The 16,203-nt window shown below is 44.5% G+C and carries 10 protein-coding genes; 2 read left to right on the top strand and 8 right to left on the bottom strand.

The window, feature by feature from the left end; translation table 11 throughout:
• The first annotated feature begins 375 nt into the window (after positions 1 to 375).
• Complete coding sequence (locus U5O15_01745) at positions 376 to 957, top strand: LuxR C-terminal-related transcriptional regulator (protein ID MDZ7859389.1); 582 nt, start codon at positions 376 to 378, stop codon at positions 955 to 957.
• A gap of 70 nt (positions 958 to 1,027) precedes the next feature.
• On the opposite strand, the gene gltA is transcribed toward U5O15_01745, so the two are convergent.
• From gltA to U5O15_01705, 8 genes are all read right to left on the bottom strand, one after another.
• Positions 1,028 to 2,464, bottom strand: a complete 1,437-nt coding sequence (gltA, locus tag U5O15_01740; GenBank protein MDZ7859388.1) for an NADPH-dependent glutamate synthase — start codon at positions 2,462 to 2,464, stop codon at positions 1,028 to 1,030.
• Between the two features lie 35 nt (positions 2,465 to 2,499).
• Positions 2,500 to 3,324 carry a sulfide/dihydroorotate dehydrogenase-like FAD/NAD-binding protein gene (locus tag U5O15_01735; protein ID MDZ7859387.1) on the bottom strand — a complete coding sequence of 275 codons (825 nt, stop codon included), beginning with the start codon at positions 3,322 to 3,324 and terminating at the stop codon, positions 2,500 to 2,502.
• Between the two features lie 243 nt (positions 3,325 to 3,567).
• Positions 3,568 to 4,929, bottom strand: coding sequence for a sigma-54 dependent transcriptional regulator (locus tag U5O15_01730; GenBank protein MDZ7859386.1), 1,362 nt, complete (start codon positions 4,927 to 4,929; stop codon positions 3,568 to 3,570).
• Positions 4,929 to 6,911 carry an ATP-binding protein gene (locus tag U5O15_01725; GenBank protein ID MDZ7859385.1) on the bottom strand — a complete coding sequence of 661 codons (1,983 nt, stop codon included), beginning with the start codon at positions 6,909 to 6,911 and terminating at the stop codon, positions 4,929 to 4,931. Before U5O15_01725 ends, U5O15_01730 begins: the two co-directional genes overlap by 1 nt.
• Before the next feature lie 56 nt (positions 6,912 to 6,967).
• Positions 6,968 to 10,654: an FAD-dependent oxidoreductase gene (locus U5O15_01720; protein MDZ7859384.1), complete on the bottom strand. Its 3,687-nt coding sequence runs from the start codon at positions 10,652 to 10,654 to the stop codon at positions 6,968 to 6,970.
• 11 nt (positions 10,655 to 10,665) lie between these two features.
• A complete protein-coding gene (locus tag U5O15_01715) occupies positions 10,666 to 12,444 on the bottom strand; it encodes an NADH-quinone oxidoreductase subunit NuoF (GenBank protein MDZ7859383.1) in 1,779 nt (592 codons plus the stop codon).
• A gap of 70 nt (positions 12,445 to 12,514) precedes the next feature.
• Positions 12,515 to 13,006: an NADH-quinone oxidoreductase subunit NuoE gene (nuoE, locus tag U5O15_01710; protein MDZ7859382.1), complete on the bottom strand. Its 492-nt coding sequence runs from the start codon at positions 13,004 to 13,006 to the stop codon at positions 12,515 to 12,517.
• Positions 13,007 to 13,070: 64 nt separating this feature from the next.
• A complete protein-coding gene (locus tag U5O15_01705) occupies positions 13,071 to 14,057 on the bottom strand; it encodes a response regulator (GenBank protein ID MDZ7859381.1) in 987 nt (328 codons plus the stop codon).
• 441 nt (positions 14,058 to 14,498) lie between these two features.
• Here U5O15_01705 and U5O15_01700 point away from each other — a divergent pair, with 441 nt between their 5' ends.
• A complete protein-coding gene (locus U5O15_01700) occupies positions 14,499 to 16,178 on the top strand; it encodes a UDP binding domain-containing protein (GenBank protein MDZ7859380.1) in 1,680 nt (559 codons plus the stop codon).
• Positions 16,179 to 16,203: the final 25 nt, after the last annotated feature.

Genomic DNA, 16,203 nt, shown 5'->3' with positions numbered 1-16,203 from the left:
TGAGAATCTAAAGAAAGGAAAGACTGCCGAAGAGATAGCGGAGTATAAAGGTCCGATTACACCTGTAAACATATAATGACAATCGGCTATTTGATTATACCACATCATGATAGAATATATTTTGTAAGATTGCGTAAAGACTTATTTACCTCTTACCATTTTAAAACCAAATCAGCTGGAAGCTATTATGCCCATCATATAACCGTAACAACAAGCAATAAAATAAGTTGCGCTTTTATCAGTATATACGGTATAAATATTGCTGATTAATCCCTTGTAAGAGGGGTAGGTTTGGCTCATTTCGGGGAAGAGTTAATATTTTTATGTGAGGTTGGTGCTGTTTTATGAGTCAAACGATTGCGGGGTCCGCGAAGCATGAATGATAATTCGAAGGAATCTGTTAAAACAACTACAATTCTCACAATTACAGAAATAGAAAATATTGAGAATTTCTTTCAACTCTTAAATAAACTTTCTCCACACACTGAACTTATTGTAATCAAAGAAAACAGAACCAGAGAAGATATCCTGAGAATCTTAAAATCAAATTGCTCATACTCTATAGAAACCGTCTCTGAGATGAGCAAATTGCCGGATCAAATCAAGAGCATGTCCGGCGAAGCAGCAAAAAAAAGAAATACTAATCAGGATGATATAAATAATAAAAAGAAGAACGAACTTCATATAGAACTTTCAGGAAGGGAGAGAGAGGTTCTGTATGAACTGCTTATGGGCCACAAGAACAGGGAGATCGCTCGAATACTCAAGATAACAGAGAAAACCGTAAAAAACCACCTGTTCAATGTTTACAAGAAATACGATGTGGTCAGCAGGACACAGCTCTTCCATAAATTACTTTCTAGATGCCCCTGCATAGACATACTTGAAAAACTTAAAACCGGCAAGAAAAAGATCAAAACAGAGCAGGACGGGGAAAAACCCGTATTAACCACCTGAGGACACTCGTCAGAAAACAGCCAAAACCCTTCTCGATGGTTATTTCTCTGATTTCAAAGATACAGGCGCGTTACCACTGACCGCTTTCAAGGTATTTGTTTATTGATTCAGCGGCCTTTCGTCCCTGCCCCATAGCCAGAATCACTGTGGCCGCTCCGAGCACAATGTCCCCACCGGCAAAAACACTCTTTTTGCTCGTTTTCATTGTTTCCTCATCCGCGATAATATTCCCCCATCTGTTAGTCTCAATATCCGGGGATGTATCGGGAATCAGGGGATTAGATGAATTTCCTATGGCAATAATGCAGGTATCGATATCTATCCTGAACTCGCTTCCTTTGATTGGAATAGGTCGTCTCCTCCCCGAATCATCCGGCTCACCAAGCTCCATTTTTATGCATTCGGCCTGCTTTACCCAGCCGTCCTCATCGCCAAGCAATCCTACTGGATTCTGAAGTAGAAGAAACTGTACTCCCTCCGCGTCCGCGTGTTCGACCTCTTCGACTCTGGCCGGCATTTCTTTACGCGATCTTCTATATACAAGATACACATTTTCGGCGCCAAGCCTGAGAGCAGTTCTGGCAGAATCCATTGCCACATTTCCTCCACCAAAGACAGCAACATTCTTAGATCGGGCAATCGGGGTGTCTGTTTCCGGAAATGAGTAGGCCTTCATCAGATTGGCGCGCGTAAGATACTCATTGGCGGAATAGACACCATTGAGATTCTCTCCGGGAAGATTAAGAAAATTGGGCAATCCCGCTCCCGTCCCGACAAAAACAGCGTCATATCCCTTATCAAGAAGTTCATCGATACTGTATATTTTCCCTATAACGCTGTTGTAGAGTATTTCAACTCCCATCTTTTTGAGATTATCAACTTCCTTCATTACAATGCTTTTCGGCAGCCGGAACTCGGGAATGCCATATATCAGAACACCTCCCGGTTTATGAAGAGCCTCAAACACTGTAACATCATGCCCCTCTCTTCTTACATCAGCGGCAACGGTAAGCCCGGCGGGACCTGAACCGATCACGGCCACTCTCTTGCCTGTAGACCCTTTAACCTCCGGTTTTTCAGATTCCCCGTTTTCCATTTCCCAATCAGCAGCAAACCTCTCGAGTTTGCCAATCTGAACCGCCTTCTCAACCGATTTGTGACTCTTTCCCACAACACAAAACCGCTGACACTGTTCTTCCTGCGGGCAGACACGTCCGCATATAGCCGGAAGGATATTAGTCTCTTTAATAATTCGTACAGATTCGTTGAAATTTCCCTCAGCTATGGCATTAATAAACTCGGGAATATCAATCTCGACGGGACACCCCTTGATGCAGGGCTTATTCTTGCACTGAAGACATCTGGAAGCTTCCTTCACGGCAAGCTCTTTAGTATAACCAAACGGAACTTCATCAACATTATTTATGCGATCGGCAGGCTCCTGCTCCGGCATTTCCTGCGGAGGGATCTTTAACCTTTCTTTCGGACTTAAATTCTTGTCAGTCATAATTTACTTGGGCCTTCTTGGCCATAACCTCCTTATTATTTAGAAAGGAACTTGTCCATCGCCTCTTTTTCCTGGTGACTGTACATTTGTATGCGATGCATCATTTCCTCAAAATCAACCTTGTGACCGTCAAACTCTGGGCCGTCGACACAAACAAACTTTGTCTCGCCACCCACGGAAACACGGCAACACCCGCACATTCCTGTTCCATCAACCATGATAGTATTCAAACTTACTATAGTTTTTATTTCATATTCCTTTGTCATTTTACTGACGAATTTCATCATAATCGGAGGACCTACCGCGACAACGAGATCAATAGAAACCCCGTCGTCGATTAACTTCTGCAGCGCGTCTGTGACAAAACCCTTCTTCCCGTAAGAACCATCATCGGTTGTTACGATAACCTTGTCACTGGCGGCTTTCATCTCTTCTTCCATAATAACCAGGTCTTTAGTCCTACCGCCGAGGATTGATATAACTGTATTGCCGGCTTTCTTCATAGCTTGTGCTATGGGATGAGCGGGGGCTATTCCAACTCCGCCGCCGATTACAACTACTGTCCCATACTTTTCTACTTCGGTAGGGTTTCCAAGAGGACCGGCTAAATCCTTTATAGAATCCCCCGCTTCAAGTTGAGATAGGGCTTTGGTAGTCTTTCCCACAATCTGAGCGACTAAAGCTATCCATCCCGCCTCAGGATCAGCGTCAGCTATAGTAAGAGGAATCCTCTCGCCATTTTCATCCACAATCAGTATAATGAACTGCCCCGCTTCGCGTTTGCGGGCAATCTCAGGAGCTTTAACTTTCATCCTGAAAAGATCCGAAGTAATAAATTCCTTTTCTATTATCTCATTCATAATTTCTTTATCAGTCCTTTCAATAGTCTGAACAAAATGGAAATGACGCTCACAATGAATTATAAAAACAACGATGGTTATAAATAAAAAAGCAATAAATACTTATACCATAGAAAAAGATATATATTCAAGCTATTTGTAAATTTGAAACTGCCGGATTACTAATACAACCGGTTAATTTATTTGTTGATATACTAACTGAGCCGAAGAAAAAATCATTTTATAATCGTAAATAAATAAGCATTAATAAATTTTCTTGATTATCTGGTTTATTTTTTTCACTGTTATCCCCAGCTTTTCAGCTGATTTTTTCTTATCTCCGCCGAAATAATCAAGGGTTTTTTTAACCTCTTCGACGATCACATCATCGAGCTTTCTGATTTTAAATTCATCTTTCCCTTTTAATTCAGCAATCTTCTTTTCTTCACTTAAAATAGACGGAAGTGATTCGGCAGTTATTATATCTTTTCCCTCTTTAGCGACAGCGCTCGCGACAATAGTAATTAACTCCTGAACATTGTTCGGATAACTGTAATTTTTCAGAAGCTCAACACTTTCATCCGAAAACCCCTTGATATCCTTTCCCGTCTCACTTGTTTCTTCACTCAGAAAATGCGATGCCAGAAGCATTATATCATCTACCCTTTCCCGAAGGGGAGGGATTCGAATAGATGTAACCATCAAATGATATATAAGATCTCTGCTGAAAGAGCTTTCTTTCTCCGGAGCAAGAAGATCTTTCGTGGAGGATACAATTATTCTAACATCCGAACGCCGAATCCTCGCTGAACTCTCGAGGTAATATTCATTCCTCTGAATAACCCGCTTCAGCCTCGCCTGCATCGGAAAATCAAGATATTCGATGTGGTTGAGAAAGAGCGTACCCCCGTCAGCTTCTTCGAGAAAACCTGTCTTTTCCTCTCTTGTCTTACTCCAGCTTCGCGCTTGCCCAAAGAAAAAAGCGGGGAATTGCTCCTGCGTGAAACTATTCGCTTCAACAGCGACAAAGGGTTTGTTTCTACGCGGAGACGCTTTGTGAATAGCTCTAGCAAGAGTTTCCTTGCCGGTTCCGCTTTCACCCCAGATAAAAAGTGTCAGATCACTGTCCGCGAGTTTTTCAGCCTGGTGAAACAACCTAATCATCTCCGGATCGCTTGTTACTAAATAGTCAAAAGCGTCCCGGTTAACAAGTCCCTGGCGGCTTAACTCGCGCGGGAGTTGTTTAATACTCATATCCAAGTCACTATGCTCAAGCGCGTCATTTATTATTTCCAGCAGCTTATCATCATCAACCGGTTTGATTAAATAATCAAAAACCCCTACCTTCATTGATTTTACAGCGAGGTCAACATCATTCACTCCAGTGAGAACTATCACGGGGACATTGATACACATTTCCTTCATTTCCTTTAAAATGTCCATACCGCTTACATTCGGCATATCCATATCGAGAAGAATCAAGTCAAAAGATTCCTTAGTTAAGAGGTCAATTACATTTCTTGAATCATTTTCAACCGTAGTTTCGTAGATTCCGGTTTGAGCCAGCATCACCTTGAAATAGTTTGTTACGGCAACATCATCATCCACAATAAAAATCTGTTTCATTAATCTTTCTCCTTAATGGTATCCCCGGGAGAACCGGCAGGAATCTTGATAGTGAATGTTGTGCCGACACCCGGCTTGCTGTTTACGGTAATCTTGCCCCCATGCTCTTCAATTATTCGGTAAACAATGGCTAATCCCAAGCCGGTTCCCCCTTTAGCACGTTTTGTTGTGAAGAACGGATCGAAAATCTGTTTCATCGTTTTTTCATTCATACCACATCCATTATCAATTATCTGGACAACAAGATTTGAATCAGTTTTCGTAGTCCTGACTAAAATCCTCCCTTTTGTATCATCAGGTATGGACTGACTGGCGTTGACAATCAGGTTGACCAATACCTGTTCTATCTTTTGGGCGTTCCCTTTGAATGTAGGAAGATCGTTTCCAAGCTCGAGTTTTATTTCAGCTTTTTTATGTACTTCCTTGCGGACAAGCCTCGTTGTTGCTTCGATTAGCGCGTTTATCTCGACTGTATCCACAAGCAGACCCTCATCTTTTTTTGTAAAAGCTCTAAGCCCCTCAACAATACTCTTAATCCGTTCCGAACCATGAGCCATATCATTTACGAGAACCATGATATGCTCTCTGAAGAAATCATAGTTTAACCTCGCGATTTTAAGATCAGGATTTTTCTTGTAATATTCGTCTATTAAAGGAAGCATATCTTCGAAAGACTGTTTAACAATCTTTATATTACCGCGAATGAATTGATTAGGATTATTTATTTCATGTCCGATACCGCTTACTAATTCCCCGATAGAAGCTAACTTGTCAGCTTGTTGTAACTGCTGATCATAGGTCTTTTCAAGAGTAACATCTCTATAGAATTCCAGGATACCGTCCACTTCATGGTCATCGTTATAAACCGGCAGGGCGTGTACCTGAAGATATCTGTCATCATCCTTTATAGTCAGTGTAACGGGTGTTTTCTCCTTCAGAATCATGGCAAGACGGCAATTTTCACACGGCTTATCCTTTCCGAAAAAACTTGAGTAACAATAATCGCCGGGCTCTATATCATCTCTGTTTGACATTATCACTTTACGGTTTGTATCTAAGAGCACAACTTCGTCCGGAATTGCTTTGAAAATAGTCTCAAGCTGGGTTTTGGCTTTATCCCAACCCTTATTGACCCTTTCCAGATATGAATTTACGATTGACAGTTTCTTTTTCTGATCATCGAGTTCATCGGTCCTGTTCGCTACCTGATCTTTAAGTTCTCTCAGTCTGGCGCGGTATTGGGCCTCCTCATTCTCCATTCTGTCGAGTCTATGAGTCAGCTCTTTTCGTTCCAGCGCTCCATTAAGCATCCTCGCTATTTCATCAAGCATCTTCTGTTCTTCTGTAAGTATCTTTATGTCTTCATCATAACCTACGCGTATTTCTCCCTTTCGTTCATTCCATACCATAAGATCCACGTGGAAGTAATTCCGTGAAGGGGGTTTGGTTCCGTATTCATGGTTATCATAAACAGCGTAGACAACAACTTCTTCCGGATACATCATTCCGGCACTCAGTATAGCGGGCAATTTATCAAAGAATTCATCTATACTCTTTGTAACTTCTATTAACCTGGCAATATTGTATAAACATGTAAGCTCTTTTATTCTTTCATCTTTTTGCCAATCCAGATCCTCGCTTAAAGAACTCAATTTATTACCAAAGAAAAAAAACACCGCCCCGTCTTCACTTTCCATACATCCCGTTTTCAAAGATATCGCGGATTCTTCCCTGCCGCGCGGCGAGAATACAGCAATTCCCCTGCCGCCGTCCCGGGTCTGCTCTATTGCTTTTTGAAAACTTTCCAGAGAAGAAGGGATAAGCAGTTCATCCAGTCTGCGGTCCTTTAAATGCCTGTCATCACCCGCGTAATCATCAAGGATTTTTCTCCCGGCGTAAAGGATCAGTCCATCTTCATTCGTTACGATAAGATAGTCAAAAATATTTTCCAGGAAGGAATAAAAACTCTCAAGCCTCAACATTCATGCACCTCTGATTCAGATCGATGAAAACAGGCTCTCAAATAACAAAAAGGGAGTTACCTGACTTTATAGTGCTCTGTACCTACATTTACAATTTCCTGTTTATATTTTCCGTATTGAGTAAGCGGCTGCGGGATATGGGCGGGCCTTAGATCCGTCTGTATCTTTACAACCTTGCTTAGCGGCGGAAGATCCCGCGGCTGCCCGGTATTCCAGCAAAACGCAGCAAGCGCATCATCAAGGTTCTTTTCGATTATACTGTTGATCTCCACGCTTGTATTCTCCTGCGTATCCAAACCGAAATCCCGAGCCAGATCATACAGGATTTCTCTGCCCGACGCGCCCGCGGGCGGTTTAACCGCTTCCTTATACTCGACTAAGTTTCCTTCGAAGTTACATCTGTATCCCGCGGTCTCAAGAAATGTTGAACCGGGAAGTACTACATCCGACAATCTCGTAGTTTCTGTGGGGGACCAATCCATAGCGGCCATAAATTCAATATTTCTAAACCAATGTTCAGTTTTCTTCCATGCCAGAGGATCTTCACCTATAATAAACGCGGCCTTTATTCTACCTTCATCCAGCATAGCGCGAAACTGTTCTCTGTTAGAAGCACCGGCCACCTCGCGGCGAACGGGTTTACGGCCCGGCTCATACGAAGGATCCGCGCCCATAATATCAATCCCCGCGCCGTTGGCGCTTGAACGGGGCAGCAGCAAATCGGACCTGATTCCTGCTTTTCTAAGCAGAAGAACCAAATCGGCAAGAGCCGTCATATCGCCGGGGGCTCTATCCTGAGGTCTTTCAGGGCAATGGATTATTACTATTCGCCCGGCGGAAGCTATGAGATCGGCGGCACCTATAATATCACTCAGATCAACACCGGTAAGCTTCGAAACCTTCTCGAAATCAAAATCATCCCCTTTCATTACAATATCTGAATCCAATACGCCCTCAATCATATCAGGCTTAAATAACCCTTTATCCTGAAGGGCCTTTATTACCCCCATCCATAATATCGTAGCCCTTCCTCTCATCGGATCCATAGCAAGAGCGGAAATCATCTGATCTGTGGGATTAAGACTTGAATTATTCACAATCAATTTAGCTCCGTCCCCAACAGCTTTTATGATCTTTGAACTTAAAATCAAATGATCGGACTCAAGTGATGTATTATTGCAAACAACGAGGTCTGCTTTTTCAATACATTTACTATCCGAGGTTGACCCGGTAAACCCGAATATTTCATCAAGTTCACCCGCCCTCTGTTCTTCTCCCATAAGGGAGAGAGATCCAATGTTGTTAGTTCCAAGTCCTTCCCTGGCTATTTTAGCCGCAAGAAACAATTCTTCATTCGTAAGATCCGGCGAAACAAATACGCCTACACTTTCAGGCCCGAACCTGCCGGCCGCTTCTTTCATGCCTGAAACAAGCACTCGCCTGGCTTCGTCCATTCCAACTTTATTCCCCGCGTCCATTCTTCTTAGTTTCGGGCTTTTTATCCTTTCCTTTTTAACAAAAATCTCATAACCAAACCTTCCATACCTGCAAAGATAATCTCCCGGAACCCCCGGTGAAGTTATGTAATAGCGCTCTTGGCTTATCTTGTTTACACTAATAGGGCAGGCAAGTGAGCAGAAGGCGCAGTGGGATTCCACATCTTCCGTGTATAAAGAGGCGCGCCCCGGAAAAGGATATTTGATTGTCAAAGCCCCCGTCGGGCATGATTCAACACAGTTGCCGCAACTGACACAGCTCGTTTCTAAAAGAGGATCATTCATAGCGGGTCTGACTTCAGTCTTAAATCCCCTGCCGGTTAATCCAAGAGCGGCAGTTGGAATAATCCTTTCGCACGTCCTGATACACCTCGCGCAAAGCACACATTTATTAGGATCGTATTCTATGTAAGGATGCCTGTCATCAATCTTGTGTTTCCTGGCATATCCCTTGAATTCCTCGAGGTCGGCATTATATTCCTGCGCGTGGAGTCTCAACGCGCAATCATCATATCTTAAACATCCGCAGGAAAGGCATCTATCACATTCATGCGTATTGTCTTCATAATCAAACCCGGTGGCAACTTCATTGAAATTACCACTTCGCTGATCCACATCAATAGTATGTAGTCCGTGTCTGGGACTTTCAGAGATATCACCCAATTCGGTTTTGCCGGGCTTTCTCCAGAATTCCTTTCTCACTCGAAAATCCTCGGAAGGGATGTCTCCGCCCGTCAGATACGCTTGAATAGCGGCGGCAGCTTTCCTGCCGTCGCCAATTGCGTCTATTACCACAGTAGCTCCGTCATCTGCCGCGTCTCCGCCGGCAAAAAGCCCTTCTATATTTGTTTCCATCGTCTTGTTATCAATGACGAATGTACTCCACTTCGTAGTTTCGACCTCTTCTCCTCCAACTGCATCGAGCCCGTCAAGTTCTGAGGACTGACCAATAGCCGGAACGGCAAGCTGGCACGGAAGATCAAACTGTGATCCCTCGAGCGGTATCGGGCGCCTTCGTCCTGAATCATCAGGTTCACCCAGCTTCATCCTAATACACCGCAGGGCACTTATTTTCCCGTCCTCTTTTACAATACCTACGGGTGAGGCAAGCTCCATCAATTCAATCCCCTCTTCAAGACAATCGTGGATCTCCAAATCGTCCGCCGGCATTTCAGCTCTCGTCCTGCGATAGAGAATAATCACTTTCTCAGCGCCGAGCCTCCACGAGGTTCTGGCAACGTCCATTGCCGTATTACCTCCGCCGACCACAACTACAGTACCCTCTATGGGATCAGGGTTATCGGCTTTATCTCTTAAAAATTCAGCTCCTCTTATTACTCCTTCAGTATCATCCTCACCTTCAACTCTCATAGGTTTGCCAACCTGGGCTCCGGCTCCGATAAAGACTGAATCATGCGCCTGGATTAATTCATCCAGGGTAATATCCTCTCCTATTTTTGTGTTATATTTGATCTCCGCGCCGGCTCTGCAAATGTAATCCACTTCAGCATCAAGAACCGAATCAGGCAGGCGGTATTCGGGGATTCCGTACCGGACCATACCGCCGGAACGAGGTTGTGACTCATAAATCACGGGTTTGTGTCCCTTTCTACCTAAAAACCAGGCTGCTGTTAATCCCGCAGGGCCTGAACCCACTATCCCCACGGATTTGCCGGTGGAAGGTTCTCTCTCGGGGTCCTTGTCGTATATCCCCGGTATATCAGTCAGAAACCGCTTGATATTATTTATCGCGACCTCCTCATCGACATCACCGCGGCGGCACGCCAATTCACACTTGCGCACACAAACCCTTCCGCAGACAGCAGGCAAAGGGTTGGTTTCCCTGATTAGATCAACAGCCCGTTTATACTCGCCCATAGCGGAGAGAGCAATGTAACCCTGCACATCGACTTCCGCGGGGCAATTCTCACTGCAGGGAGAGACACAATCCGCGTAATGGTTTGAAAGAAGGAGTTCCAGAGCCATTTTCCTCGCAGCCATTACGCGTTCATTGCGGGTTTCAATTTCCATCCCGGCTGCCACAACTGTAGAACAGGAAGGCACGAGATTATTCTTCCCCTTAACTTCTACGACACACACAAAACAGGAAGGATCAGGTTCAAGTTCAGGTGAATGACAAATGGTCGGAATATCATCAAGGTCGTTTTTCCTTATTACTTCCAGTATAGTTTCGCCTGAATCAGCCTCTACTTCTTTTCCGTTGATCTTCAGTTTGATTTTTTTCATTTATCCGTTCCTCAACTCTTGTAAACAGCACCAAATTGACAGCTTGTAATACACTTGCCGCATTTTACGCAGATCGAATTATCTATAACATGATTTTCCTTCGGATTACCGCTGATGGCGTCTACGGGACAGTTTTTAGCGCAAAGCGTGCACCCGGTACATTTTTCAGGATCAATCTTAAAATCAACGAGAGGATTACAGCTGCCCGCGGGACACTTCTTATCGTTTATATGAGCATCATATTCATCACGGTAGTACCTTATTGTCGTAAGCACAGGGTTAGGCGCCGTCTGTCCGAGCCCGCACAAACTGGACTGTTTTATCCTTTCGCCCCATAGTTGAAGTTTTTCCACGTCATCCGTTTCCCCTTCACCGTTAGTAATCCTCTTGAGTGTCTCGAGCAACCTGAGAGTTCCAATTCTGCAGAAAGTGCATTTACCGCATGATTCGTCCTGTGTGAAATTCAAAAAGAACCTTGCCATTTCCACCATACACGTGGAATCGTCAAGAATTACCATGCCGCCGGAACCCATAATAGCGCCGGTCGCGGGAATTGATTCAAAATCAACGGGAGTATCCGAAAGATCAGACGGTATACATCCGCCGGAGGGACCGCCCATCTGAACAGCTTTGAACTTGCCGCCGTCTTTTATCCCCCCTCCTATATTAAAAACCAGATCTTCAATTGTAGTACCCATCTCAACCTCTGCCAGTCCTCCCCGTTTTACTCTTCCAGCCAGGGCAAAAACCTTTGTTCCCCTGCTTTTTTCAGTCCCGTAACCGACATATTCGGAAGATCCGTTCAAAATTATCCACGGAACATTAGCATACGTCTCCACATTATTATTGTTGGTAGGTTTCCGCCACAGACCTTTCTGCGCCGGAAACGGCGGTCTTATCCTGGGCATTCCCCTCTTACCCTCGATCGAGGCGAACAGGGCAGTTTCTTCTCCACAGACAAACGCCCCCGCGCCCTGCTTTATTTCTATATCGAAGTCAAATCCTGAACCCAGGATATCTTTCCCCAGGTATCCTTTTTCCCCGGCAGCTTCAATGGCTATCTTTAATCTGCGAATCGCGAGAGGATATTCAGCTCTGCAATAGATGAACCCGGAGGAAGCTCCAATTGCCCTGGCGCATATTATCATTCCTTCAATCACAGAATGCGGATCTCCCTCAAGAACCGACCTGTCCATAAACGCGCCCGGGTCGCCTTCATCCGCGTTACAGACAACGTACTTGACGTCCCCTTCACTACCGGCGGCGAACGACCATTTGAGACCGGTGGGAAATCCCGCTCCCCCGCGCCCTCTCAATCCCGAATCTTTTATCTCCCCTATAATATCTTCAGGGTTCATTTCAAGAAGGGCTTTGCGGACTCCCTTATAGCCGTCAGCACTCTCATATTCATCAATACTCTCAGGATCAATGTAACCGCAGTTTCTAAGCACGATTCTCTTCTGAAGCTTGAGAAACTCCGCTTCCGGGCCGCTTATCTCACCGTCGATATTTATTATGCAGGCGGCATTTTCCTCTACAATACGGCCTTCTAAGATATGCTCTCTGAATATTCGCTCGGCAATCTCGGGAGTTACCCTGCTGTATAAGACCCTGCTTTCAGATTCACGAACTTCAACCAGGGGCTCGAGATAACACATCCCGATGCATCCCGTCCGGGACAGATTGAAACTCTTCTTATTCCCCGAAAGGATTTCAGCGAATTTGTCATAGATTTCCTTTGCACCGGCTGAAAGACCGCATGTGGCCATTCCTACTATAATTTTCTTCATTTAAGAACTCCCGGAATCTCATGAATAAATTGTCATCCGCCCAATTCAATTAGACTAACATTTTAAAATTCTACTTCTGGGCGGCAAAATCCTCGTTGGAAGCTTTTTCGTTTCTCCGGTAGCGGCGGATTATCTTACGCACTGAAGCCGGCGTAAGACTGCCGTGGGTATCTTCATTTATCATAATTACCGGGGCGAGCGAACAGCATCCTATACAGGCAACAGTGTTCAGAGTGAAAAGCCCGTCCTCTGTGGTTTCGCCGACTTCCACACCCAACTCATCCTGAATCGTTTCAATAATCATTTCCGCGCCCGAAACATGGCAGGCGGTGCCGTCGCAAGCCCTTATTACATATTTACCCATGGGCCTGAGACGAAACTGACTGTAAAAAGTTATCACACCGTAAACTTCTGATTCGGGGATCCCTGTTACCGCTGAAATATAATTAATCGCGCGGCGCGGTATATAACCAAAGTGATTCTGCGCGGATTGCAGAAGGGGAATAAGCTCACCCGGAGTGCCGTCGTAACGCCACAGGTTAAAACTGAAATCATCGTTCATCTTGCAAACCTCTCAGCTTCTTAACTTAAAAGAGCAAAGGTGATACTACCAGTGAATATCCTGTTTATTCCTCCATTATCTTGATTACTTTAGCTTCACGAACCCTTAAGACACCCTCAATCTGATTGAGTTTTTCAACGATACGAGGCGTCTTGCCTACAGAACTCTGCCCCGTGATCATCCCGACAAGCCTTGAGCCATCTTCAATTACATCACAGAAAACAACTTCATCTATGAAAAAGACTGTAGTAAATATCTCCTGTATAGAACTCTTTTCAATATCAACTACCACATAACTTGTCGTCCCCGGATTCTTGCTCGAGGTCACATTTTCCGATTCTTTGACAAGATCGGAATATATACTTATAAATTCATTAACATCCCGATCAAGCTTTGGTCTTTCCACCCTGTCCACTGACACAACTTCAAGCCCATCCATATCTGCGATCCTGTCAAAAAGTTTGTCGATTTCATCCTGCGAATCGGCCTGAGCCAGAATAATAATATCAAAATCTCCTCGCACAGCTTCACAGCGATGAACACCGTCGAGGTAATACAGTTTTTTATAAATGTCCATACTATTATCTTTATCGGTTATTCTTATTGTAAGATACGCGCTTACAGATTCCCTGATCACAGGTTCGTATTCCGCCGTTTTACCGTCTGACACGGTGGATCCCGGCGTCAGCTCTTTGAGAGCTTCAACGAGTTCTGATATTTCAAACGGCTTATCAAGATACCCCGTATTATGCTCTGAAATTGCCTCAAGTTCCAAGCTTACGTCCCCATATCCGGTGATGACAAGTACTGGCAGGTCGGGATACTGTTTCTTGATTACTTTCAGTATCTTCAATCCGTCAATATCCGGCATAAATATGTCTGTTATCAGATAATCGTAGTTAACCCCCTTCTCGCGGGAGTTCTCAAGCTCGTGGATTGCCGAAATCCCATCCGGGCAAGAAACCGCGCTAAACCCCTCCTGAGTAAGACCAACGGTAAGATTTCTTCTTATCTCTGCTTCATCATCGATTATTAAGACGTTGCCTTTCACAGCAGTCCTCCCTCGCTAAGTTCATTAAAGAGAGCAAATTACATAACATTAAAAAGCACTGCGGACAAGTTCGATAGTGTGATCTGACTCTAAACCACCCCGGTTGAAACAACTGTAAGATTTATCAGTATCATATACTCCAATTTATATTAAGATATCAACCATAAACTATAATTTTCATAATAATTTGTCAAACAAAAGAACTTATTAACGGCAAGAAGATATTCAAATCTTTTAGCCCACGGTTCTTTAAGAAAAACCTGTTTTCGATAATTTTTGAGAATATCATTTTTCCCTTTGAAATTGCTGCAATTAGCAGGTATGATAATTGCCTGTTGACCGGTATATATATATTTACGATTATCGCATGATAATTAGTTTAAGCTGAATGGAAAATGACAGATTTTTCCCAGCCATATATAAAAACGAAAGGGAGCATAAATGGCTAAAAATAAAACAAAATCGAAAGGGACTAAAAATAAAACCGAATATTCAATCAGTCCTCTGGGCGAAAAGTTTCCCATTCCTGGCAAGAAAGAATACTCCGCCGAATACAGGCGTGTGAAAAAGCGCGTAAAGAAGGCCCGCGAAAACGGCATGGAAATAGTCGTAGTAATGGGTGTAGGATTCGTCGGTTCCGTTATGGCCGGTATAATAGCGGATTCAACAGACAGAAAGGGGCGCAGAAGAAAATTTGTAATAGGTTGTCAGCGCCCAAGTACAAGAAGTTACTGGAAGATACCCCTTCTCAATCAGGGACGGGCTCCGGTGGAAGCGGAAGATCCGGAAGTAGATATAATTATCAAGCGCTGCGTCCTTGAGGAAAAAACTCTGACCGCGACATATAACAAAGATGTACTGAAACTTGCCGATTGCGTAGTAGTGGATGTGCAGTGCGATTACAAGAAAAACGACCTCGGGGATATGAGTACGGGCGAAACCGATATGGCGGCCCTTGAAGCAACGATACGCACAATCGGCGAAAAAATTCCGCCTGAGTGCCTGGTCCTTATCGAAACTACAGTTGCTCCGGGCACAACAGAATTCGTAGCCTGGCCTATTCTAAAGAAGACCTTCGCCGCCAGAAAGATAAAGAAAACGCCGCTTCTCGCGCACAGCTTCGAACGGGTAATGCCGGGCAAGGATTATGTGGCCAGCATCCGTGATTTCTGGCGTGTGTGTTCAGGATGCACCGCCACCGCCCGCAGCCGCGTGAAAAAATTCCTCACTCAGGTTCTAAACACCGACGATTATCCTCTTACAGTCATGGACAGACCTATAGAATCGGAAACCACCAAGATTGTAGAGAATTCTTATAGAGCTACTATTCTCGCTTTTCTCAACGAATGGAGCCTCTTCGCCGAAAAAAACGGAGTCGATCTAATAAAGGTAGTAAACGCGATCAAAACACGCCCTACACACAGTAATATTATCTTTCCGGGTCCCGGGATAGGTGGCTACTGTCTGCCTAAGGATGGAGGGCTCGGCTACTGGGCTTACCAGAACATACTGGGTTTCGAAGATGGAGACAGAATATTCAAAATAACCCCGACCGCTATAAACATAAACGACACGAGGGGACTCCATGTTGCCGAACTCGTACGGGACGCCCTGCGGAATATGGGACGCTATATCGCAAGCGCCGATGTCCTTATCTGCGGAGTCAGCTATAGAAAGGATGTCGGGGATACCAGGTACAGCGGCAGCGAAATGGTCGTTCGCAAGCTTGCCCAGATGGGCGCTGAAGTGCGTGCTCACGATCCATACGTAAAACACTGGTATGAACTCGAAAAACAGGATACCTACCCGGCTCCGGGACAATCATGGAAACGTTTCTTCCGCAATCAAGAAGGACTCAAGAAAACCAGAGTAGGGAAAAATCTCGGTAAAAATCTAGAAGGAAGTGAAGCTGTTATTTTTGCCGTGCCTCACAAACCTTATCTGGACCTTGACCCCGACTGGGTCGTAAAAAAAGCGGGAGGCAGTCTAGCTGTAATTGACTGTTTCGGGATTCTTACAGATGAGAAAATACGCAGATACTTTGAGCTCGGATGCGAAGTTAAGGCCTTGGGCCGCGGTCATATACAGAGGATAAAGAAAGACGTGGAGAAGAGTAAATAGCGCGTCTGAAACTTTGTCGTTATCG

The organism is Candidatus Krumholzibacteriota bacterium, assembly GCA_034520215.1.
Lineage (GTDB): Bacteria > Krumholzibacteriota > Krumholzibacteriia > Krumholzibacteriales > WJIX01 > JAGHBT01.
This window is presented reverse-complemented; position numbering and strand designations above follow the sequence as displayed.